Raw genomic sequence first — 21,262 nt, 5'->3', positions numbered from 1 at the left:
ATGTTTTTAATATATTTGTAAAAATTTCATAGTTAGCATACGAATATATCACAATTCAACAATGTTTTCTGAAAATATTGAAAGTTTTTATCGAACAATTTATAATTTCCATAGAGGGAGTTTAATGGGGATTTTATCTTTGTTTCATCTACAAAATATTTGATAATTCACTATATAAAACACAAAATCCGATTGCATTATCATGTATTCTGTAGCAGCAATTATGACCGATAATTAGGGAGGAATTACATTTGTACAAAGATAAGACAGACGCACTGGATCAAGAATGGATTGATTTAATACTTGAAGCTCTAGATGCCGGTATCGCCATGCAAGACATTGAGCAATTTTTCCAACGTATGAAGCCATCCAGTCAGGCTCAATAGGTTTGTTCTTTTTAACGAAGTTTATGTTATAATAATGACATCATAAGACAACTACATATTGATAGAAAGGTGCGCAAATATGATTGGAGAACGTATAAAACGCCTTCGTTTACAAAAAGGTATTTCATTAACTGAACTTGCCGAAAAAGCTGGCGTTGCTAAATCTTACATTAGTTCTATAGAACGAAATTTACAAAAAAACCCTTCCATTCAGTTTCTTGAAAAAATCGCAGCAGTTCTACAAATTCCAGTTGATACTTTACTTCATGATGAAACAACAAAGGAAACTAACCTAGACTCCGAATGGACACAACTCGTTAAAGATGCAATGAACTCTGGTGTCTCCAAAGAACAATTTCGTGAATTTCTTGAATTTACAAAGTGGAAGCAAAATCAAAAATAATAATAGAAAGAAGTGCTTACAACCAGCACTTCTTTTTCTTTATAAAAAAAAGCGGGAATACCCGCTTTTTTATTATTTTTCTTCCCCAGCTTCTTGGTTAGCATTGAATGTCCATTCTAAATTCAATGTATCACCTTGGAAGATATTTTGGTCTTTTCCGTCATCTACAAATTCAAATTGCACCCATAGATAATCCTCTGTACCAGCTGCTAATCCACCCTTTTCTCCCCACTCAGGAGCAAAGATGTCTTTAGCTAAAAGATCTGGATCCACATTTTGTAAGTCTGCTAAAGTTGTTTCGTATACAGGCTCACTTTGTTTATCCCAGTTCCAAAGGAATTTTACTTTAACGTGCTTACCAAAGTCTTCACCAGCATTATCACCTTTTGCATCTTTAACAGTATACTTTGTTGCTAATTTAACGTCTTTAATAGTTAACGAACCGCTGTTTTGTAATAAGAACTCTTTCTTAACAGAATCCCCTGGTTTTAAATCTTTAATATCTACAAGCGTCTTAGGGTTTAATGTAAGGTCTAACGTCCCAGCTGCAAATGTATTGTTTGATACTTCTTTATCGCTAAAGAATGCAAATGTTCCTCCACCAATTAAAGCTAACCCCAATGCTGCTGATGCAACTCCCATACCTAATTTCTTTTTCAGACTCACAATCAATTCCCCCTAGCTTTTTTTTATATTTTTATCACTTATTTTTCAATAAGAGATGTAAAGAAAACTATATTAGCTTAGCTAATATGTGTTCTTTTTTAAAAACCTTATGTTCATTATAACGAACAAACCTATATAAACACAACACATATTTATTAATATTTTCAGTTATTTTTATTTCTCAATATTATTTAGACTTTTCAGAAAAACGAATGATGATTTATATCTTTTTTCACACTCAAATCATTTAATACTATAAGAAAAAAGAAAAATAAAGAAGTGAGGGCTAACGTTCCCTCACACTCGTATAAATATTACTAGTCTTACTTATTCGTTCACTCTCTCTTACACCACATTCTTGTTTTCTGACTGTTTCACTAAAGCAGTTACTCCGCTTTCTTCTGCTCTTCTAGCTTTTTCTGTTCTTCCGCTTTCTTTTGCTCTTCTACTTTTTTCTGTTCTTCTACTTTCTTCTGTTCTTCGGCTTTCTTTTGTTCTTCTACTTTCTTTTGTTCTTCGGCTTTCTTCTGTTCTTCTACTTTCTTTTGTTCTTCTACTTTCTTCTGTTCTTCGGCTTTCTTCTGTTCTTCTACTTTCTTCTGTTCTTCTACTTTCTTCTGTTCTTCTACTTTCTTCTGTTCTTCTACTTTCTTCTGTTCTTCTACTTTCTTCTGTTCTTCTACTTTCTTTTGTCCTTCCGCTTCAATTGCAACGTTTAATTGTTGCTGAAGAGCCTGAATTTGCTCATCAATAGCTTTCAAGCTAATTTCTTTCTCAATATAGTCACGTTTCTCTTTGATACTGCGAAAGCCTTCATTTACATATACGGACACTTGCTGCATCGACTCATCTTTATTTACCTTTAATTCTTCTTGTATTTGATTGTAAGGAGCTTCTATTTCAGTATATACATTTTGCAGAGCTTCCTTCTCAGCAACAATTTTCTCACGCCCTTGTTGCCATACAGAAATCGCCTGTTTTATTTCTTCAATAGAAGTTGCTTTCGATTTTCCCTTCATCGTTCCATACTCACGCTCAATAAACTGTTTATGTTTCTCAGATTGCTCTTTTAACGTATTAACTGTTTTCGGAAATATAATTGCTGTAGAAAACGTCGCTTCTACTTTCGTTTCATGAATGAACGCCGCTTCTGTATGCGTCATAATTTGAGATCCTAAATAAAACGTAATAGAACACATACACGGCAATATAAGCATCTTTTTAAAATTACGCGGTCTTTTCAGCATCTTAATCTCTCCCATCGAACATTACGTTCTTTATACAGAACATTATCTATATTATAGTAAAGAACTATTAAAATTGATAGACAAATACTAGAAAAATAGAAAAAGGGCTATCCATGTGATAGCCCTTTTTGTTATTATCTTTCTTCACCTGCTGTTTGTTGTGCATCAAACGTCCAATTTAATTGTAACTTATCGCCTTGGAATTGATTTTGATCTTTTCCATTATCAACGAACTCAAATTTCACTTTGAATTTATCAGATTTACCTGCTGAAATACCTTTTTCATCCCAGAACCAAGCCGATAAATCATTATCTACAGCTGTAAGTGTGTCACCTTTTAATTTATCTAAAGTGGTTTGTTTCACAATTGTCTCATGCTTATCTACATTTTTTAAGAATGTTACTTTAATATGTTTACCAAAATCATCTTTATTATCTTTCTTTACATCTTCTACATTATAATCTGTTTTCAGTAAAACCTTTTTAATATCTAAAGAGCCTTTATTTTCTAGTTTAAATTCTTTTTCAATTGTATCCCCAGGTTTTAAATTCGATACGTTAACAACTGTTGATGGATTTAATGCTAAATCCAGTGTCCCAGCCGCAAATGTATTGTTTGACACTTCTTTATCACTGAAAAATGCAAATGTTCCTCCACCAACTAACGCTGCTCCTAGTACTGCTGATGTAATACCCATTCCTAATTTTTTCTTTAAAGTCATGTCCATATCCCCTTAATATATATATATTTGTTAACTTCCTAAACGGAAAGTATAACCAAACGAACTAGACGGATTGTTCTACTTTTTTATCTTTCTTTTCTCCGTCAATGCTACGAATAGCCCCAAAAATAGAAATCGCGGAATATCCAAGTAAAAAGACTCCTGGAATAATAAGAAGTAATGCTGCTCCCGCTTTTGAATTCGCATAATTCAGTAAATAACCAACGTACGGAACTGTAATATCTGCATACTTTCCAACTACATTTTCTGCAAGTACTGGCTCTAAATCTGGTCCGTTGTTGTTATCCCCTTTTGTTTCATACATTACTTTTCCATTTGTATCTTTCACACCGATAATACGGTGAGTGATAATTTTTTGATCTTTCTCTTTAAAGGTAATAACATCACCTTTTTGATATTTAGAACCATCTTTGTTTGGTTCTATTGCAATGATTGATCCTGTTAAAAACGTCGGCTCCATTGATCCTGAAAGAACGCTCTTAAATTGATATCCCATCACTGTCGGATCACCACCGCTCGCTTTTGAAGAAATAACTACAAAAGCTAAAAAAACCATCAATGCAAATAAAACAAATGAGATCGCGTTGCTAATTACCTTCCAAATTAATTTCATCGTCTCTCTCCCTCTCCGTTGTTTTATATTATTTGAAGTATGCAATATCCATTATGTTCTTTAACAAGAACACAAGTAAATGATATAACGAACTTTAAGTTATTGCAATAAGAAAATTTACAATTATTAGTTATTTAAAGTATAAAAAAAAGACTGTGCCAAAATTTCACACAATCTTTTTATTAGTAATTTATTTACCTTCTGATTTCATTCCTTTTGTATTTCGGCGCAACACTACATATAAAATTGCTCCAAATAATACAATCGCACCTATCCCAACACTTATTACTTTAACATTTGAGTCTTTTACTTCAGGCATAGTTGTATCTTTTTTAGGCATCGCAAAAGTGACATCTTCTGTTGAAAGAACATTTACCGTCGCAATTGTTTGATTATTTTTCGTAATATCAACTGCACCAACTACCTCACCACGATGTATTCCTTTATGATATAAAGATTCTTTATCTAATGAAGCCGCCCGGAAAATAGTTTTCACATTTTTTCCTTCATCTTTCTTAAGCATAAGCTCCGCACTTTGTTCCAACTCAGAATTAACATCTTTATTTAAATATGTTGTTTTTTGATGCCAATTATGTTTATCCAGCACCATTTGCTTCGTAAATTGACCGAAAGAATATTCCGCCATCTGCTTCAAATCTTCATAAATTTCAGGTCTTTGAGAAGCCATTACTACGCTTATAATACGGTTTCCATCTTTCTCATTTAATAAAACAAGCGTATTACGCGCTTCATTCGTAAACCCTGTCTTACCGCCAATGCTATATGGATTTTCAAAAAAATTAGATTTATTAAAAATAGACACCGTCTGCCTAGACGTCGTAACTGTCGTTCTTTTCGTATTCATCGCTTGTAAAATTTCAGGATACTTTTGCACACCCTTCGTAATCATAGCCATATCATACGGCGTCGTATAATGGTTCGGATCATGCAGTCCATTCGGTGTTACAAAGTGGCTATCTTTCGCCCCTAATTGCTTCGCTTTCTCATTCATCATATTAGCGAAATTCTCAACACTCCCGCCAATCCGCTCCGCAATCGCATACGACACATCATTCGCACTCAGCACCATTAAAATCATAAGCGCAGTATTTCTATTAATTGTCTCTCCAGGTTGAAACTCAATTTGATAATTACTCTTCTCTTGATCTAATGCTAATTGTGAAAATGTAAATTGATCCTCTGGCTTTGTATGCTCCATGAGTAAAATCGCTGTTAACACCTTCGTCGTACTAGCAGGATATGCTCGGTGATATGCGTTTTTGTCATACATAACATCTCCTGTTTTCGCATCAATTGTCGTTGCAAACTGACTAAAAACATTCGGTCCTTCTGCAGGTGGTGGTGCAACTTGTTCTGGATTTACTCCAATATTCGTCTCAGCACGCAATGTCATAGGTGTCAACAAAAACAAACAAATAACTGTAATAAAAACCAAAATTTTCTTAAAATTTACCATATGACTCTCCCTTTTCCATTTACTCCTCTAACAAAATAAGAAATCTACCAATCATATGTAATTTGTATTAAACTGGAAGAATTTTCACTATTTTTTACTATATCATATTTTTACGATAAAGAACATAAATATACAATAAAAATAAGAAGGAATTACTCTTTCTTATCCTTCTCATCTATCAACGAATCTATTAACTTTTGACTAGCTTCCTCGGGCGTAATCTCATCGGTTATCCCCATAAACGACCAACCTTTAGAATCAACCCACTCAACAAACTCTTGTAAAAATTCATCATGTGTAACATCCACATCAAGAATCGAGCCATTAATCGAAATCGTTCTATTTTTAGACACGCGCATCTTGAACGTTTTTCTTACCATTACAACTTTTCTCCCTCTACTTCTGAATATTTATAAAGTGAAACTTTCATCAACCCTCACCAATCGGACTTTTACGGCCATCCCGACCCCAACCTAACTTCTTTACTTTTGCTAAATTTCGAGGTAAGGGATCTTACTGCCCGCAAATAGCGAGATAAAATAATCATGTATCTCTGTTATACATGATTTTCAGTAAATTGTAAAAAGGATATATTGGCCAATTTAAATAGCAAAAATGAAAATCTCTTACCTACGTAAACGTAATACGACATACAATCGCTCATAAATTATTAAATAAATCCATAAAAATATACACTTTAAAACATAATTGAGTAAGCCATTCTAGTCTTTTGGAAGATATTATCTAAAATAGTATACTAAACGGATAAAGGATATTTGAATAAAGAAACTGAGGCTTTCTATTTAGCTGGACTCTTAAGTTGTAGACTTAGAGACTGATGCCGGAATTCATATTTAATTTCTATTTCTGTACATAATATCGTAAGAAAGAAGGTAGTACTGTGAAAACAACAGAAAATTTTACTGACAGGGCCGATATATATGCAAAATATCGCCCTAGTTATCCTAATGAATATATTGATTACTTGCTTTCAGCTAACCAACTGAAAGGAAATCGGATTGTGGCTGATATTGGTTCAGGTACGGGGATATTTAGCCACCAGCTGCTTGAAAGTGGTTTACATGTTATTGGAGTTGAGCCAAATGATGATATGAGAAAGATGGCTGAGCAATCGTTAAAACTATATTCTCGTTTTCAATCCATAAAAGCAACTGCTGAAAATACCACTTTAAAAGAAAATAGTGTAGATTTAGTAACTGTTGCCCAAGCATTTCATTGGTTTGATAAAGAGGCTTTCAAAATCGAATGCCAACGAATTTTAAAACAAAAAGCAAATGTTGCACTTGTTTGGAATAGTAGAGGTTTAACTAGTCCACTTATTAAAGAGAATGCAGAAATTTGCCAGAAAACCTGTCCAAACTTTAAAGGCTTTAGCGGTGGAATAGATGAAACTCCAGAAGTATTTAACAACTTTTTTAAAGATGGAAAGTATGATTTTAAAGAATATCAAAATGATTTACTTTTTGATTATGAAGGGTTTTTGGGAAGGAATTTATCAGCATCTTATGCTCCGAAAGAAAATGACGAACAGTATAAAAATTTTATTTTTCTCCTATCAGAGCTATTCGAAAAATACAGTAAAAACGGAAAAATTATTCTCCCGAATTTAACACGAAGCTATCTAGGCAATGTATAAACAGCCTGATACAAAGAGACTTTGAACGGAATTAAAACAAGCCTAGCCCCTTCCTGAATGTAGAACGAGGTTAGGCTTGTTTTGCATTTTACCACATCAAATTCAAATGACTTTCGTACAATAAAGTAGAATATATTAGAAAACACCTTAAACTGAGGAGGAACTCAATGGCGCGTTGTACGTATTGTAAAACGAAATGGAAAGTAAAAGACGTATGGTCGATACTCTTGGCATTTGAAAAAGATTGTCCGTATTGTTTTGGGAGGCAATATCTATCAAAGAAAACAGTGAACGCTATGCCAGAACTTATAAGCTTACCTTTACACTTCTTGTTACCTTTTCTTGTTGATTTGAGTGATGAAGGTCCTTTCGATTGGTATCGGAAATAATATAACCTCTACATCCAAAGACTACTTTCTACTAAATTCGCTTCTCATCATTATCCCTTCATACATTACTCTCATAATCGCTTATACTTTCCCTTTTAAAGATCCCATAGCTCAACAGGAAGAGCGTCCCCTGAACAAATTTTATCAATTATGACTAAAAAAAACAGTGATATATGTATACTGTTAAACATAAAAAATTAGCATTAGGTTCCAATTAAATATTAATTGAAACCCAACACTACTTGTATTCTGTAATTCAGAATACAAGTAGTGGTTTTTATTATGCATTTTTGCATACAGGATTATTTTCTCTTGTAAATAGATAATAATGGTATATAATAAAACCAATGTTTTACCAATAAAAGGTAATAAAAAGTAGTGGGATAAGCAATTAACCAAAACGTATTAACAGATTTGTTCTATGTAAATCATGATACATATATGGAATCAAAACTATGAAATTTTATGTAGAGATTAGATTACTACAAGATGAAAGATTCATAGCGAATGCACTCGAGGAAAAAAGTGTTCGATTAGATTAATGTTATAAAACTACTTAATGTGATATCTATCGAACGAATTGAAAATATACTTAGGGGGAATTTTAAGTGAAAGCATTTGGTAAAGTATTATTAACAGGAGCTTTAACTTTAGGCGGTTTAACAGCTATGAACATTGATACACCGAAGGCAAATGCTGACGGAGCAAGCGAGTTCTGTCGTTATATTTGTGGTCCTAGCGAAACGTTGAATGGTTTCACAATTCAATTACACGCTACAGAGTACAGCTACGGCCAAAATATGATTGCAAAAATCACAAATGATAGAGCTGAAGATGTGCGCTATCGTGTAACTATTGAAAAGAAATGGGCAAGTGGCTGGGGTTACTATGAAACTGACTTCAATTTCGGCTCCGAATTACCAGCTGGAACAAACGAAGAATTTTACAATACAACTGGTTGGGGTGGACAACTTCCAGAAAACGGGGAATATCGTTACAAAGTTAAAATTACAAATGCTGACGGTTCTGTAGATACAATTTATACAGCTTCAATGACACTTACAGGAAGATAGCTCATGAACGAGCTCCATTATTTATACTTGTATTTTTGATGATATCATTGATAATTGCAGTGATATTATTATTATTGAAATAAGCTCTTCGGGGCTTATTTTTTATATACAAATTGGAATGATAACATTCAGAAAATTACATCTTTACACTATTAAAGTTTGTTGCTATTATAGGAATACATCAAATGTTACAATATTCAATAAATTATACAAATCCTCCAATTACACGAATGAAATGAAAACACATTGCTGATGGTAACATTTATAGTTGGGATCCCGTAGCTCAGCAGGGAGAGCGCCACCTTGACAGGGTGGCGGTCGCTGGTTCGAGGCCAGTCGGGATCATAGGAAAAACCCCTTGATATTCAAGGGGTTTTCTTTATGTAGCAAATAAATGATTATTATTAAAACTAAATTCCCCCCCTACTTCTTGTCTTCATTTTGGAGAAAAACATAAATTATATCAATCATCGCTCTGCGTTGTTCGCCAGAACTCGATTCTTTACTCTCTTTTGGGATCTTTTTAAAGTTCTCTTTGAAAAATAGCTTAATACGATAATTTATATATAAAAATTATCGTAACAACAAAAAACTACATAGATTAACTATGTAGTCTTTTTAAATATGAATAAACCAATCTTATTTTTCCCCTAACTTGATTGCCCTTTTGATATTACTAAATGCGCCTTTACCATATAATAATACGCCACCGCGGTAAACACGACTCGTTAAACCAATCATCATACATATTGTTGCGATTAGAATCGCTAATGCAAGCGCAATCTCCCATACTGGGATATTGAGGAATCCAATTCGAACGAGCATAACAATAGGAGTAAAGAAAGGTATATAACTAGTAATGGTAACAACCGTGCTACTTGGATTTGACATTCCATAAAGTGCGATATATAAAGCAGCAATTAACATAAATGTTAACGGCATAACAGCTTGAGAAGATTCCTCTATACGACTAATAATAGAGCCGAGTAGACAAGATAATGAGCCATATAATAAGAATCCTAATGTGAAGAATAGAATCCCATACACCACTAAAGTAGGAGCAATAGAATTAAAATCAATACTGTTTAAAATATCATTTTCCGAATCATTAACTGATGTTTTATACCCAACAGTTGCGACCGAACACCAAATTATGATTTGCGTAATACCTGCTGATAATGTTGAAAATAGCTTCGCATATAAATGTTTGGTAGGCGAAATACTTGAAACAACTAACTCCATGACACGAGAAGATTTCTCTGTTGCAACATCTGTAGCTAATTGTGCAGCATACAATAATATCATTAAATAATTTAGCATGATAAAGGTATTAATTAAAATCCCTACACCCTCTGTATGTTTTCCATCTTTAACCTTATCTGATATAGTTTTGGTATGAATTTCTACTGGCATTGTTAACACCTTTAATTCATCTTGTGATAGATTTAATTGCTGCGCGAAATTAGAAGATTGTATTTGAGATAAAATCGTTTGAACCTTACTAACATCTTGCTGATTTGTATCTGTCTCAGTTATATACGTAGCCTTTAGTTGCTTATTATCCAATTCCTCTACAACGATTGCATATGTATAATTACCATCTTTAACACCTGATTCTGCTTTTTGTTTATCCGTACTATGTTTAACATGTATCTTACTATCGACATTTTTAAACACTTGTTGAATTGTTGTATATAATTCTTCTTTTTCTGTAACAACGACAACTTGCTCTTCCTCGTTACCTACAAAATAGTTATAAATTTTTTCAAAATTCATCATTCCTATAATTAACATAGAAATCATGATTGTAATAACAATATATGATGTAGCTTTTACCTTAGATTTATAGTTTTGTAAAAAAATCGTCCAGAAACTATTCATGCTGTGCACCTACTTTCTCAATAAAGATGTCATTTAATGTAGGTTCTTCTACTGCGAATTTTTTAACAAAACCTAATTTCGTTATCTCTTTAAATAAAACATGCGAAACTTCTTCATATGAAATTTTAAGAGTAACTGCATTTTTACGTTTCTTCATACTTTCTACACCTTTTATTTCTTTCAAATGATCAAAGTCATGATCGCCAACGATTACAACATTCTTTTTACCAAATTCACTTTTAATTTTGGCAATATCTCCTTGAACAACAGGTACTCCTTTGTGCATGATACAAATGTGTTGGCATAACTCTTCCACATGTTCCATACGATGTGAACTAAAAAGTATCGACGCCCCTTGTTTTTGCATATCAAGAACAGCTTCTTTTAACATTTCAACATTTACTGGATCTAAACCACTAAATGGTTCATCTAAAATTAAAAGTTCAGGCTTATGTATAATCGCTGTTATCAGCTGAATTTTTTGCTGATTCCCTTTAGAAAGTTCTCCTACCTTTTTGTTCAGATGCTCAGTAATATTAAAACGCTCCAGCCAATAGTGAAGTTCTTTTTCTGCATCTTTACTTTTCATGTTCTTTAATTTTGCAAAAAAATTAACTTGTTCTTTGACAGTCATTTTCGCATAAAGCCCACGTTCTTCGGGTAAATACCCAATCTTATCCGTTACATCATAATTTATAGGCTTACCATTCCATGAAATGGTTCCGCTTGATTTCGATAAAAGGCCAAGTATCATTCGAAATGTAGTCGTTTTACCTGCTCCATTCCCGCCCAAGAATCCAAATATTTCACCTTTTGGTATCTCGATATTCAAATTATTCACTGCAACATGCTCGTCAAATTTCTTTGTTAAATCTTTAATTAGTAAACTCATTATCCACATCCTTAATTCCCAAGATGATTTATTTATACAATTGTATATCCATAGTCAACCACAATATTTTGCCCTCTAATGGCATCACTTTTATCAGACATTAAAAATAAGATGACATTTGTAACATCTGAAATTTCAACAAATTTCCTATATGGAATCTTTTTTAATAACTTATTTCCTTCAAAGGACTTCAAATAGCTTTCGTTATTATTATTGATAATATAGGACGGTGACACACAGTTCACCTTAATATCTCTCTGTTGATCCTTCAAAAAATCAATACTTAAATTTTTTGTTAAATGAATCAGCGCTGCCTTTGATGTACCATAAGCAATTCTATCCTCATGTGCCACTATACCATTTTGTGAAGCTACACTTACAATTGAAACGCGGTGTGAAAGTGAGCTATAAATGGATTTGAGTAAAAATACAAAACTCTTAATATTTATATCAAATGTTTTATCCCACGCTTCATTTGTCACATTATAAAAATTAGATAACGTATTAACCCCGATTAGGTTGATAACACCATCTATTGTTACATTGTTCTCTTCTAAGTAATCGGATAAAAATCTAATATCTTCTTCTTGGCTAACATCTAAATTAAAATAGACTTTATTGGTATCTTTCAATACTTTTTCTTTATACGTTTTATCGATACAGTATATATTCTTGGCATCATCTATTACCGCTTGTAAGTCTTTACCAATATATCCATCTGCGCCTAGTATCAGTATATTACCACTCAAATTATTCCTCTCCTTACAACATCGAATACCCAATAAACACCACTTAAAATAACTGCGGCTATGAGAATACAATTTACTAGTCCGAGTAGTAACTCAGAAGATTTTATCTTTTGTCGTTTGAATATAAATTGTTTGAAACTATTCATATAATCTTCTGAACCTATCATTTGATTTATAATCCAATAACCATCTAACTTTAAAAATGGCATCATATTAGTAAATATAATTATACAATTAGTAATATATATGTATAATATCACGTCAGAACTTGACAAAAGATACATTATAGCTAATAGACTTCCTAAAATCATTTGTCCCATAACACCTGATAACATGATTTCTATTTTTTTCCTCTTATCTAGCGTCCTCATATAATTAACATTTGTAAAGAATAATAATAAAAAGAAATATCGAATTATTATTCCAAAACGCATTTTGTCAGATCTAATATATTTCCTGTAAGTATAATAATGCGAAAATTCATGGAACGAAACGATAAACAACTGTGCTACGTATATGTATATCAAATGATATACATTAAAGTTCATTGCACCACTATTGAAGATCGTATAACCCTTTTTCACTACAACAGGAAATGTAATTGCAAAAAATAAAAGTAAACAGACGAATAAGTATTTGAAAATCTTCATATTTTCGATCTTATATAACGTCTCAAATCCCTTTGTACTTACACTTAGTTTTAGCAATTTAAAATTTAATAGATTGTATTTTTTTTTGCCATGTAAAAATCTTTCTAAACCTTCTACTTTTTCGCTTGTTTCAGTATTATAACTCCTAAGATACTCTAGTGTATTCTGATCCGCTTGTATCATTCTCTCATTCTTAGGGTTATATATATAAACATAGTCGTCTATGTGGTATTCAAGATTTACATTGCAAACATTTAAGTTATTTACTTCTTTCAAACCAATACCCTCTTTGCAATTATTTTCATAGCTTTTGAAAATGCTTTCGTATCTATTAAAAGGGTAGGAAATAGTGTAATACCATTACCTTCTTCATTATCCATGTAATGATAGACTAAAATACCGAGCTCCTTTAATCCGTTAACTATTTCCATAGTTTTAATTGGATCATTCACAGGAATCGAATACATTCCCCCGACACCCGTGTATGCAATATTTTTCATCTTTAGCGTATTTGTTACTATATTTTCGATTTCTCGAACATTGTTAATAATACTTGTCTCATTTTCTAAAATGTAATCTAATGTAACTTTTGCTGATAGTACCCCTAGCAGATTTCCGTTTTGAGTAGAGAAATGCTCGATATGCTTACCTTTGAGAGCGTCTTCAATTTCTTTTGAAATTACGACTGCTCCAAATGGGAGAATTCCATTGTTAATCGATTTACTCAAAATTAAAATATCTGGCGTCACCCCTAATTCTTTAAAGAAAAAGCGATTGCCCGTTCTATAAAAACCTGTTGCCACCTCATCAAAAATTAGTAGTATGTTGAATTTTTTTAATGTGCTGTGTAGTTTTTTAATAAATTCTTTATTAAAAATATACACTCCGCCTGAACCAATAATAGGTTCAAATAAAAAAGCAGATATATTTTGATGATTTTCCTCTATAAAATTCAACACATGATCTTCATCATCACGATTTTGAGGAGTTTTTACACTTAAGAATCCATCTAGTTTTGGTTGATAATCTTCCGTAATTTTCTCATCTAATCCACTAGCTGATACCCCTGCAAAAAAGGTACCATGATAACTTTTATCATACGTAATAATTTTTTTATCTTTGTTGTTTAAATGTCTTACAACCTTTGTTGCTAACTCTGTTCCTTCCGAACCGCTATTTGTAAAAAAAACTTTAGTATACGCAGAATCTTTTTCATTAATAAACTGTAGCAAGGCATTACTATAATCATTATACAAAGGATGATTGTATGCATGGATATCTAAAAAAGTTAATGATTTTTGTAAATACTCATTAAATTGAGATGAAATTCTTTGGTATAACTCTTCCTTGTATCCCAATGAAACATTCCATAAACCGCTTCTAAGATCTAAATATTTTTTTCCATTTGTATCTAGTAAAAAACTATCTTTAGCTTCTTCGATTATCATATTATAAAAAGGGGATTGCGTAATATCCCCCATTGGAACAACATAGGTATTATTCTTCACAATTTTCCAACTCCAAGAAATATATATTTTCTCCGCTATATAATATATTTAATTTATAATGTAACTCTTCAGAGACTTTCTCAAAATATTCAATAGTGTGTAGATTTTTCACTGAATATCCCACTTTTTTAATACCATTTCCTTCCATAAATATATTTAAAACATATTTATTTTCTATAATGGCATTACTTACAAAAAACACACTATCATCTGTTTTAAAATTTAAAACTTTATCACAATTTTCTTTTATACACGAAGGTTTAAGGAAATCAAAAATGATGGAGCCATGAATATCCAATAAATCTTTTGTTTTAATTAAAAAGCTTTTAAATTGTTCTTCTGAAAATAAAGAAACAGTCGTGGCTGGTATAATAATTTTTGTAAATTTAATACCTTTAATCGTTTCCAGGTCCTCTATACCAATATTAAAAATCTTATCCCTGTAACTAGTGTCGATATATTTAATCATTTCCAATTGTGGTTCAATCCCGTAAATATTGACACCTTCTCTAGATAGAACATTAAATACCCTACCATTACCTGATCCTATTTCTAGTACTACATCTTCCTTATTGATTTTCTCTCTATAGAAATCTAAATCATTTATTTCAAATTTTTCATTTATCGAGCGGTTATAAAAATCAGCGAAGTGAGTATCTGAATAAATATCATCCGAAATTTCCACGTTTCCTCTTTTAACTTTTCGTAAAAAGGGGCCAAATATATACTTACTATGCATGTTCCACCAACCCCTTATATTCATTCATAATTGCATCATATTGCTCTTTGAAGCGATCTTTTAGGTAGCTTTGGTTATTTTTAAGATCGGCTTCTAAAATTTCAAGGAACGTTTCATCCGTTTCAAAAACTTTATTAGTGCGGATATTATAAACAAAACAACCTCTATTATTTTGAATTCCAATTAATTTGAACTCAACGATTGAATCTACTACTAGATCCAGTTTGTTCTTCGTATAAGGCGTAGTAAAAGTAGTTGCCCCACCTTTAAATGATGCTGCCAAATTAAACATCATCGGAATGATGTTCTTAATCATCGCCTCTACTTTATCTTGTTCTTCATTATTTTGATATTTTGAAACAATATCAAAGTAATGAAGCTTAATGTTTTTTGAAATTATATTTTCTTTCAAGTAATCATTAAAAATCCCATCAGAATAGACAAACAATCTATTATTTGTACTAGTCTTTGTCATAGTTGCGTAATCAAAAATCGCTTTTTTACTTTCTTTGTTATCAATAACACCTGAATTTTTAAACTTGCTTATTAATTCTTCTAACTCTTCTACATCTAATGACGTCAAATCTTCTTTTTGAAAACTCGGAACAGAATTATTTAATAATATAATGTTAGGTATGTCTTTCAAGTCATTGCTATTTAGTTCAATTTCTTCACTAGATTGATCAATAAAAATTGAACTGTTTACAGCCATGTTATAATACACATCTGGTTCGATATTCTGAATGACATTACAATTTTCTACATAGAGATGTTTTAGCATTCTTTTATTAATAACAGCTGGATATACGCCTGAAAATAATGTCATTAACCCATTTCTTAAATATTGCATGTGAGACAACTTAGCCTTTTCTTTCTCTAGTTGGAACATATCTTTTAACGGCTGTAACATGTCTATCAATTCAAAATCCCCATGTTTTACTTCTAAATTATCATCGACTATACAAAAATCTGTTTCTTCTAACTCAGTTTCTAAAAATTGAACTAATTTATATATTCTTTGCAAGCTCCCACCAACGAAAAATATATACTTTTGGTATTCTTGAAAGTCTAGATAGTCAACAAAATCAATAAAAGTGTTATTTTCAAAATCAAATTTATCAAAGTGTATATCTTTGGCTTCAGCAGAAAATAGCTCTTTTGCATTACCTTCATTGATATTTTTAAATAAACCGTTTTCTTCAATTATGCACGAAATTCCAATCATTAGTTCGTCCCCCTGGTTTTCTAGTTGATACCTCTGAAAATTATTATTTTATAAATCATCAATATTTAACTACAGAAATCAAGTTATTATTATTACTTGACCCGCAACAAGAACTGCTCCTGTAGCCCAGTAAATGATGTCAGTTTTTGAATTTAATTCTTCTAATTCAACTTCTTTAAAGTGTAGTTTGTTCATGTTTTAACCTCACGTTTTTCATTAAGAAAATTCTATTTTTACGGCTGAGATCATGTAAGTAAAATTACTCCACCACCAGAAATTAAAGCCCAACAGCAGCGCCAGTCCAGAATGAATTTAACTCTGCTACTTCAACCTCTTTAAAGTGCAATTTCTTCATACTCTTCACCTCTCGTTTTGAATATAAAAATTCTTACAGGTGAAATCATGTGAATTTTGTTAAAGTAACGAAACAGGCACTTTAAACCAGTGATTACACAGTGAATATTTGGAAGATTTTATGTTATAGTGTGTTACTATTTAATTTTTTCGTAATTGTAGTACTCTGCCCACTAAAATGCCAGAAGCTAGCGTTATTGTAGTTGCTAAAGCAATGTTCATATATAAATTACTACTATTAACAAGAACAATTAAACCAAACACTATTACTACTGGGATTATAATAAAAAGTAGATTTTTATTCATATCCATCACGTCACAGCAATTAGTACACCAGCTACTGCAGCTCCAGCACCAACTACGCCTGTACCAATACCTACTCCAGTCCAGAAATCTGTACCATGTGAATTTAATTCTTCTAATGCAACTTCTTTAAAGAATAATGTTTTCATATTTTCCGCCTCCTTGTTTTAATCTTCCAAAAAGTTTAATCATATTTATAGTCAAGTAAGTATGATCAATGATGTAGTGCCTAACTTTACAGCATTAATCGTTCACTATCTTATTAAGTTAAAATCAAACCAATACCAACTGCTGCGCCGCCACCTACAACCGCGCCACCTGCCATACACCAGCCACAGTTTAATTCTTCATTTTCAATTTCTAAGAATTTTAAATTTAACATTTTATTTTCATCTCCCTTCATAAAGTTTTCAGAGGTATCAACTAAAAAATCATAGTTGTATATATAGATATAAAAATACTTAATAAATGAAATTATAGATGGTTTTAATAACTTTTATGTCTTAGAAATACGGGGTACCATTAAATACCATATATAACTATTTGAGAATAACATGAAATGAAGAAAAACGAATATGCAATATTGCATATTCGTTTAATAACTTAATATACAAAAAATATCATGTAATTGAAAGCTACAATATCAAAATTGATGTTAAACACTCAACATTCATCATGTCACAATTAGTGCACCAGCTACTGCAGCTCCAGCACCAACTACAGCTGCTCCAATACCTGCTCCAGTCCAGAAATCTGTACCATGTGAATTTAATTCTTCTAATTCAACTTCTTTAAAGAATAATTTTTTCATCTTTTTTGCCTCCTCACTTAAATTTTTTAGTTTATTACCATTATCATTTTAGATCAAGTTACTACAAGAGCTACTCCAATACCAAATCCGATTGCAAATCCAGCAGCATCCGTATAAGAGTTTACTTCTTCTAACTCAACTTCTTTGAAGTGTAATGTATTCATTTTTTTACCCCCTTTTCGAATTATTTACATCATTATTTTAGATCAAGTTACTACAAGAGCTACTCCAATACCAAATCCGATTGCAAATCCAGCAGCATCCGTATAAGAGTTTACTTCTTCTAATTCAACTTCTTTGAAGTGTAATGTACTCATCTTTTACCCTCTTTTCGAATTATTTACATCATTATTTTAGATCAAGTTACTACAAGAGCTACTCCAATACCAAATCCGATTGCAAATCCAGCAGCATCCGTATAAGAGTTTACTTCTTCTAACTCAACTTCTTTGAAGTGTAATGTATTCACATTGTTCACCTCCTTATTTAACAGTCATAAAAACTAAGCTTATTTGCTAAAATCATGTAATTACAATTAGGCCACCAACTACCGCACCAGCACCAAGACCATAACCGATCATGTCCCACACGTTTAAATCCTCTAATTCAACCTCTTTAAAAGATAATGTTTTCATACTTTTCACCTCCTTATTTAATAATCAAAATAATAAGCTTATTTGCTAAAATCATGTAATTACAATTAGGCCACCAACTACCGCACCGGCACCAATACCGTAACCGATCATGTCCCACACGTTTAAATCTTCTAATTCAACTTCTTTAAAAGATAATGTTTTCATATTATTCGCCTCCTTATATAATTTTCAGAATACAAATTCCCTCAGTTTAAATCACGTAAGTATAATTAGTGCTCCACCTGCTAGTCCACCAGCACCAAGACCTAAAGCGACCATGTCCCACACGTTTAAATCTTCTAATTCAACCTCTTTAAAAGATAATGTTTTCATGCTTTTCACCTTCTAAAACAATGATATTTTTTATATTATCAAGTTAAAATGACGTAAATTCCAACGCCGCCCATAGCTACCGATTGAGCCCAACTAGTTGCTGAGTTCAATTCTTCTAATTCAACTTCTGTATAGAATAACTGTTTCATATGACGAAACCCCTTTTATTAAGTTAAAAGAATACCAATTCCAACTGCTGCGCCGCCACCTACAACCGCGCCACCTGCCATACACCAACCACAGTTTAATTCTTCATTTTCGATTTCCATGAATTTTAAATTTAACATTATGTTTTCATCTCCTTTCATTATGTCTACTCAATTATTTTTGAAATCACTTATACATACTATGTAAATAAACAGAATAAGCGATATTAGATATGACTATTATTTACTACGTTTCAACTGGCATTGAGGAAAATAAAATATATACCATATCTAACAATTTCAGGATACCATAAGATTACGAAGTATAAATATGCAATACTGCATATTTCAAAAAAAATCCAATTTTTCATAAATTGATTACACATATTGTACACTTCTATTCTACTTTCTCCCTATATATATGTAAGTCCATTTCCTTGGTTGCATTTATTGAAAAAACGGCTTAATATATCGACATACGATATATCGGAGGTGGTTATAATGAAGCCCGCAGTAGAACAATACATCCCATTAACAGAACCACAATACTATATTTTACTGTCATTACTAAAACCTATACATGGTTATGGAATTATGCAAGAAGTTGAAAACCTTACCCATGGAGAAGTCAAACTTGGACCAGGCACATTGTATGGGATTATTAAAAAACTATTAACCGAAGAATTAATTGATGAGGTAGCATCGATAGATAGAAAGAGATGTTACATGCTTACCCCTTTAGGCAAAGAAGTATTAGAACTTGAACTTAAACGATTACAACGCTCTGTTCAAAATGGTCTGATTTTATTTTATGAGGAATAACAAAGGAGCTTTACAAGAAAATTAAAATTAAAAACTATACGAGATACTCCGTATATGCCTATGTAATTTAATATATGTTTCAAAATGAAGAACATCGTAAGTTCGAGCCTCTCCGGGTTCATAAATAGAGAAAGCATATCAACCTTCTACGTGATATGCTTTCTCTTCTTTATACACGTCAATCACTTCCAACCAAGCAGCTTCTCCAAAGTTGTCACAGTCGCACTCCTTGTCTTTATTTAAAATTCAATTTCACAAGTTGCTTGATGACAACTGATGTCATTGTTTGTCCATTCCCCCATCAATCTGTATCCGTAGCACAAATGAACCACATTTTCTGTTCCCTACTATCTAACACCATCCAAGTAACATCCCACGCAACATCGTAAAACCAATCTGTCCAAGGGCGATAGCTTTCAATCACTTTAATATCTTCGTATCGATCTTGGAACATATATTGACATACATTGACTGCTAATTGTTTTGCGATAACTGGTCGTTCCTTAAACCCTTCATATGCTCCGCCCCACAAAATTTGCGCAGCAATGCTACCATCAAGCATAACTGCCAGCTGCTCTTTAAAACGAAACTTATATTTGTCTGATGTATGTATTTTTAACTCTTCTAAGTTATTAATTATATCTAAAGAGTTGAAGATTCTTCTAAAGAAGTGCTCATGTCCATCTTTCGAATGTGGTATTTCTTTAAAAAAATTTTCGTTATGCACTTTAAAACAGCTTATTATTGCTCCACCAATTAAGTTTTGTTCCTTAAACGTGTTTATAAGTTGCTCAACAGATGAGTCAATCGTGTCTATTTTTTCAAACGTTCCCTCTTTCCATCTCATAACGCCCACTACTCTCTATTAAAAATTTGTTTCTTCATTATAAATAGCAAAATAAAAACCAGCAACTTTAAGGTTGCTGGCTTAGCTCTTATTCATATTCGAAAAAACAATAACAACTGCTCCAAACAAATAATGCCCTACTACCATCCACATACTCCAATCAAAAATCATAAGCAATAACCAAAGTGATATATTCATAGCAGCAAATAATAAATATAAAATCTCTCTTTTGTATCGCTCCTCTATTCATCAAAATGTAAACAGCACCGATAGGAGGAAAAAGACAAATATTTTTCTTAACACCCACGGATACGAAATTACTGTCTGCATATGAATCTCCTTTTCATCATAATACTTGCTTCAACATCGGCCTCACTACCCTATATTTATCACTATAAGCTTCCTTTATGATTAAAGGCGGGTAATCACTTTTTTCTTCCTCAATCATTGTGAATACTTCTGTTTTCTCTTGTAATGTATTAGATTCTTTATTTTTAGTAGGTTTTTTACTTGTTTTAATTTTCTTTGTTACTTCGCCAAGTTTTTGCCCAACTTCTTCTACTTTGGCAGGTTCATTCGTAACATAGTATTCTTGTTCGTCCCATACTAATATAGGTGGCACTTGTTCTCGTTTGTTACATATTATAATAAGCAGTACTAGCTACAAGTAGTAGACAAGTTAATAAATAGAAGATAGTTTTTTTATTCATATA

The 21,262-nt window shown here is 32.1% G+C and carries 23 protein-coding genes, 1 tRNA gene and 2 pseudogenes; 7 read left to right on the top strand and 19 right to left on the bottom strand.

The window, feature by feature from the left end:
• The first annotated feature begins 251 nt into the window (after positions 1-251).
• Positions 252-386 carry an anti-repressor SinI family protein gene (locus MHH27_RS06885; RefSeq protein WP_000276219.1) on the top strand — a complete coding sequence of 45 codons (135 nt, stop codon included), beginning with the start codon at positions 252-254 and terminating at the stop codon, positions 384-386.
• Positions 387-465: 79 nt separating this feature from the next.
• Entirely contained in the window at positions 466-789 is a 324-nt protein-coding gene (locus MHH27_RS06880; RefSeq protein WP_000578885.1) for a helix-turn-helix domain-containing protein, read from the top strand.
• Positions 790-861: 72 nt separating this feature from the next.
• Here MHH27_RS06880 and calY read toward each other — a convergent pair whose 3' ends face one another.
• The 6 genes from calY to MHH27_RS06850 form a co-directional block, all read right to left on the bottom strand.
• A complete protein-coding gene (gene calY, locus MHH27_RS06875) occupies positions 862-1,455 on the bottom strand; it encodes a biofilm matrix protein CalY (RefSeq protein ID WP_000053715.1) in 594 nt (197 codons plus the stop codon).
• A gap of 386 nt (positions 1,456-1,841) precedes the next feature.
• Complete coding sequence (locus MHH27_RS06870; RefSeq protein WP_340942034.1) at positions 1,842-2,702, bottom strand: DUF4047 domain-containing protein; 861 nt, start codon at positions 2,700-2,702, stop codon at positions 1,842-1,844.
• A gap of 134 nt (positions 2,703-2,836) precedes the next feature.
• Positions 2,837-3,424: a CalY family protein gene (locus MHH27_RS06865; RefSeq protein WP_000172852.1), complete on the bottom strand. Its 588-nt coding sequence runs from the start codon at positions 3,422-3,424 to the stop codon at positions 2,837-2,839.
• 64 nt (positions 3,425-3,488) lie between these two features.
• Positions 3,489-4,058, bottom strand: a complete 570-nt coding sequence (sipW, locus tag MHH27_RS06860) for a signal peptidase I SipW (protein ID WP_000767802.1) — start codon at positions 4,056-4,058, stop codon at positions 3,489-3,491.
• 190 nt (positions 4,059-4,248) lie between these two features.
• A complete protein-coding gene (locus MHH27_RS06855) occupies positions 4,249-5,535 on the bottom strand; it encodes a D-alanyl-D-alanine carboxypeptidase family protein (protein WP_016513126.1) in 1,287 nt (428 codons plus the stop codon).
• Positions 5,536-5,687: 152 nt separating this feature from the next.
• Positions 5,688-5,915 carry a hypothetical protein gene (locus MHH27_RS06850; RefSeq protein ID WP_000251856.1) on the bottom strand — a complete coding sequence of 76 codons (228 nt, stop codon included), beginning with the start codon at positions 5,913-5,915 and terminating at the stop codon, positions 5,688-5,690.
• A gap of 521 nt (positions 5,916-6,436) precedes the next feature.
• On the opposite strand from MHH27_RS06850, the gene MHH27_RS06845 reads away from it, so the two are divergent.
• The 4 genes from MHH27_RS06845 (at position 6,437) to MHH27_RS06830 (ending at position 8,999) form a co-directional block, all read left to right on the top strand.
• Positions 6,437-7,192, top strand: coding sequence for a class I SAM-dependent methyltransferase (locus MHH27_RS06845; RefSeq protein WP_098851124.1), 756 nt, complete (start codon positions 6,437-6,439; stop codon positions 7,190-7,192).
• A gap of 167 nt (positions 7,193-7,359) precedes the next feature.
• The gene (locus tag MHH27_RS06840; RefSeq protein WP_098836228.1) at positions 7,360-7,581 is read left to right on the top strand and encodes a hypothetical protein; all 222 of its coding nucleotides are present in this window, start codon (positions 7,360-7,362) and stop codon (positions 7,579-7,581) included.
• A 608-nt stretch (positions 7,582-8,189) separates the two neighbouring features.
• Positions 8,190-8,654 carry a hypothetical protein gene (locus tag MHH27_RS06835; protein ID WP_090975860.1) on the top strand — a complete coding sequence of 155 codons (465 nt, stop codon included), beginning with the start codon at positions 8,190-8,192 and terminating at the stop codon, positions 8,652-8,654.
• Positions 8,655-8,926: 272 nt separating this feature from the next.
• A tRNA-Val gene (locus tag MHH27_RS06830) sits at positions 8,927-8,999 on the top strand.
• Positions 9,000-9,293: 294 nt separating this feature from the next.
• On the opposite strand, the gene MHH27_RS06825 is transcribed toward MHH27_RS06830, so the two are convergent.
• From MHH27_RS06825 to MHH27_RS06780, 10 genes are all read right to left on the bottom strand, one after another.
• Positions 9,294-10,535, bottom strand: coding sequence for an ABC transporter permease (locus tag MHH27_RS06825; RefSeq protein WP_043936735.1), 1,242 nt, complete (start codon positions 10,533-10,535; stop codon positions 9,294-9,296).
• Complete coding sequence (locus MHH27_RS06820; protein ID WP_340942021.1) at positions 10,528-11,427, bottom strand: ABC transporter ATP-binding protein; 900 nt, start codon at positions 11,425-11,427, stop codon at positions 10,528-10,530. The genes MHH27_RS06825 and MHH27_RS06820 overlap by 8 nt, the downstream gene beginning before the upstream one ends.
• A gap of 32 nt (positions 11,428-11,459) precedes the next feature.
• On the bottom strand, positions 11,460-12,176 hold the full coding sequence (locus tag MHH27_RS06815; protein ID WP_098836229.1) for an SDR family oxidoreductase: 717 nt from the start codon (positions 12,174-12,176) through the stop codon (positions 11,460-11,462).
• A complete protein-coding gene (locus MHH27_RS06810; RefSeq protein WP_075677548.1) occupies positions 12,173-13,102 on the bottom strand; it encodes a peptidase M50 in 930 nt (309 codons plus the stop codon). The genes MHH27_RS06815 and MHH27_RS06810 overlap by 4 nt, the downstream gene beginning before the upstream one ends.
• Positions 13,099-14,334, bottom strand: a complete 1,236-nt coding sequence (locus MHH27_RS06805) for an aminotransferase class III-fold pyridoxal phosphate-dependent enzyme (RefSeq protein ID WP_088115510.1) — start codon at positions 14,332-14,334, stop codon at positions 13,099-13,101. The genes MHH27_RS06810 and MHH27_RS06805 overlap by 4 nt, the downstream gene beginning before the upstream one ends.
• Entirely contained in the window at positions 14,324-15,073 is a 750-nt protein-coding gene (locus MHH27_RS06800; RefSeq protein WP_075677552.1) for a hypothetical protein, read from the bottom strand. The genes MHH27_RS06805 and MHH27_RS06800 overlap by 11 nt, the downstream gene beginning before the upstream one ends.
• On the bottom strand, positions 15,066-16,298 hold the full coding sequence (locus MHH27_RS06795) for a hypothetical protein (RefSeq protein ID WP_098842188.1): 1,233 nt from the start codon (positions 16,296-16,298) through the stop codon (positions 15,066-15,068). Before MHH27_RS06795 ends, MHH27_RS06800 begins: the two co-directional genes overlap by 8 nt.
• Positions 16,299-16,963: 665 nt before the next feature.
• Complete coding sequence (locus MHH27_RS06790) at positions 16,964-17,104, bottom strand: hypothetical protein (protein ID WP_166669619.1); 141 nt, start codon at positions 17,102-17,104, stop codon at positions 16,964-16,966.
• Positions 17,105-17,217: 113 nt separating this feature from the next.
• Positions 17,218-17,358: a hypothetical protein gene (locus tag MHH27_RS06785; protein ID WP_197219809.1), complete on the bottom strand. Its 141-nt coding sequence runs from the start codon at positions 17,356-17,358 to the stop codon at positions 17,218-17,220.
• A 270-nt stretch (positions 17,359-17,628) separates the two neighbouring features.
• Complete coding sequence (locus tag MHH27_RS06780; RefSeq protein WP_166669620.1) at positions 17,629-17,766, bottom strand: hypothetical protein; 138 nt, start codon at positions 17,764-17,766, stop codon at positions 17,629-17,631.
• A 1,615-nt stretch (positions 17,767-19,381) separates the two neighbouring features.
• Here MHH27_RS06780 and MHH27_RS06775 point away from each other — a divergent pair.
• Positions 19,382-19,702 (top strand): PadR family transcriptional regulator, encoded by a 321-nt coding sequence (locus tag MHH27_RS06775; RefSeq protein WP_075677556.1) that lies wholly within the window; start codon positions 19,382-19,384, stop codon positions 19,700-19,702.
• A 301-nt stretch (positions 19,703-20,003) separates the two neighbouring features.
• Here MHH27_RS06775 and MHH27_RS06770 read toward each other — a convergent pair whose 3' ends face one another.
• The 3 genes and pseudogenes from MHH27_RS06770 to MHH27_RS06760 form a co-directional block, all read right to left on the bottom strand.
• Complete coding sequence (locus tag MHH27_RS06770; RefSeq protein WP_340942008.1) at positions 20,004-20,549, bottom strand: hypothetical protein; 546 nt, start codon at positions 20,547-20,549, stop codon at positions 20,004-20,006.
• Positions 20,550-20,630: 81 nt separating this feature from the next.
• Positions 20,631-20,879, bottom strand: a pseudogene (locus tag MHH27_RS06765) (hypothetical protein).
• Positions 20,880-20,895: 16 nt separating this feature from the next.
• Positions 20,896-21,259: pseudogene (locus tag MHH27_RS06760) on the bottom strand (hypothetical protein).
• Positions 21,260-21,262: the final 3 nt, after the last annotated feature.

The sequence above is a fragment of the Bacillus sp. FSL L8-0152 genome, assembly GCF_038006365.1.
GTDB lineage: Bacteria > Bacillota > Bacilli > Bacillales > Bacillaceae_G > Bacillus_A > Bacillus_A cereus.
This window is presented reverse-complemented; position numbering and strand designations above follow the sequence as displayed.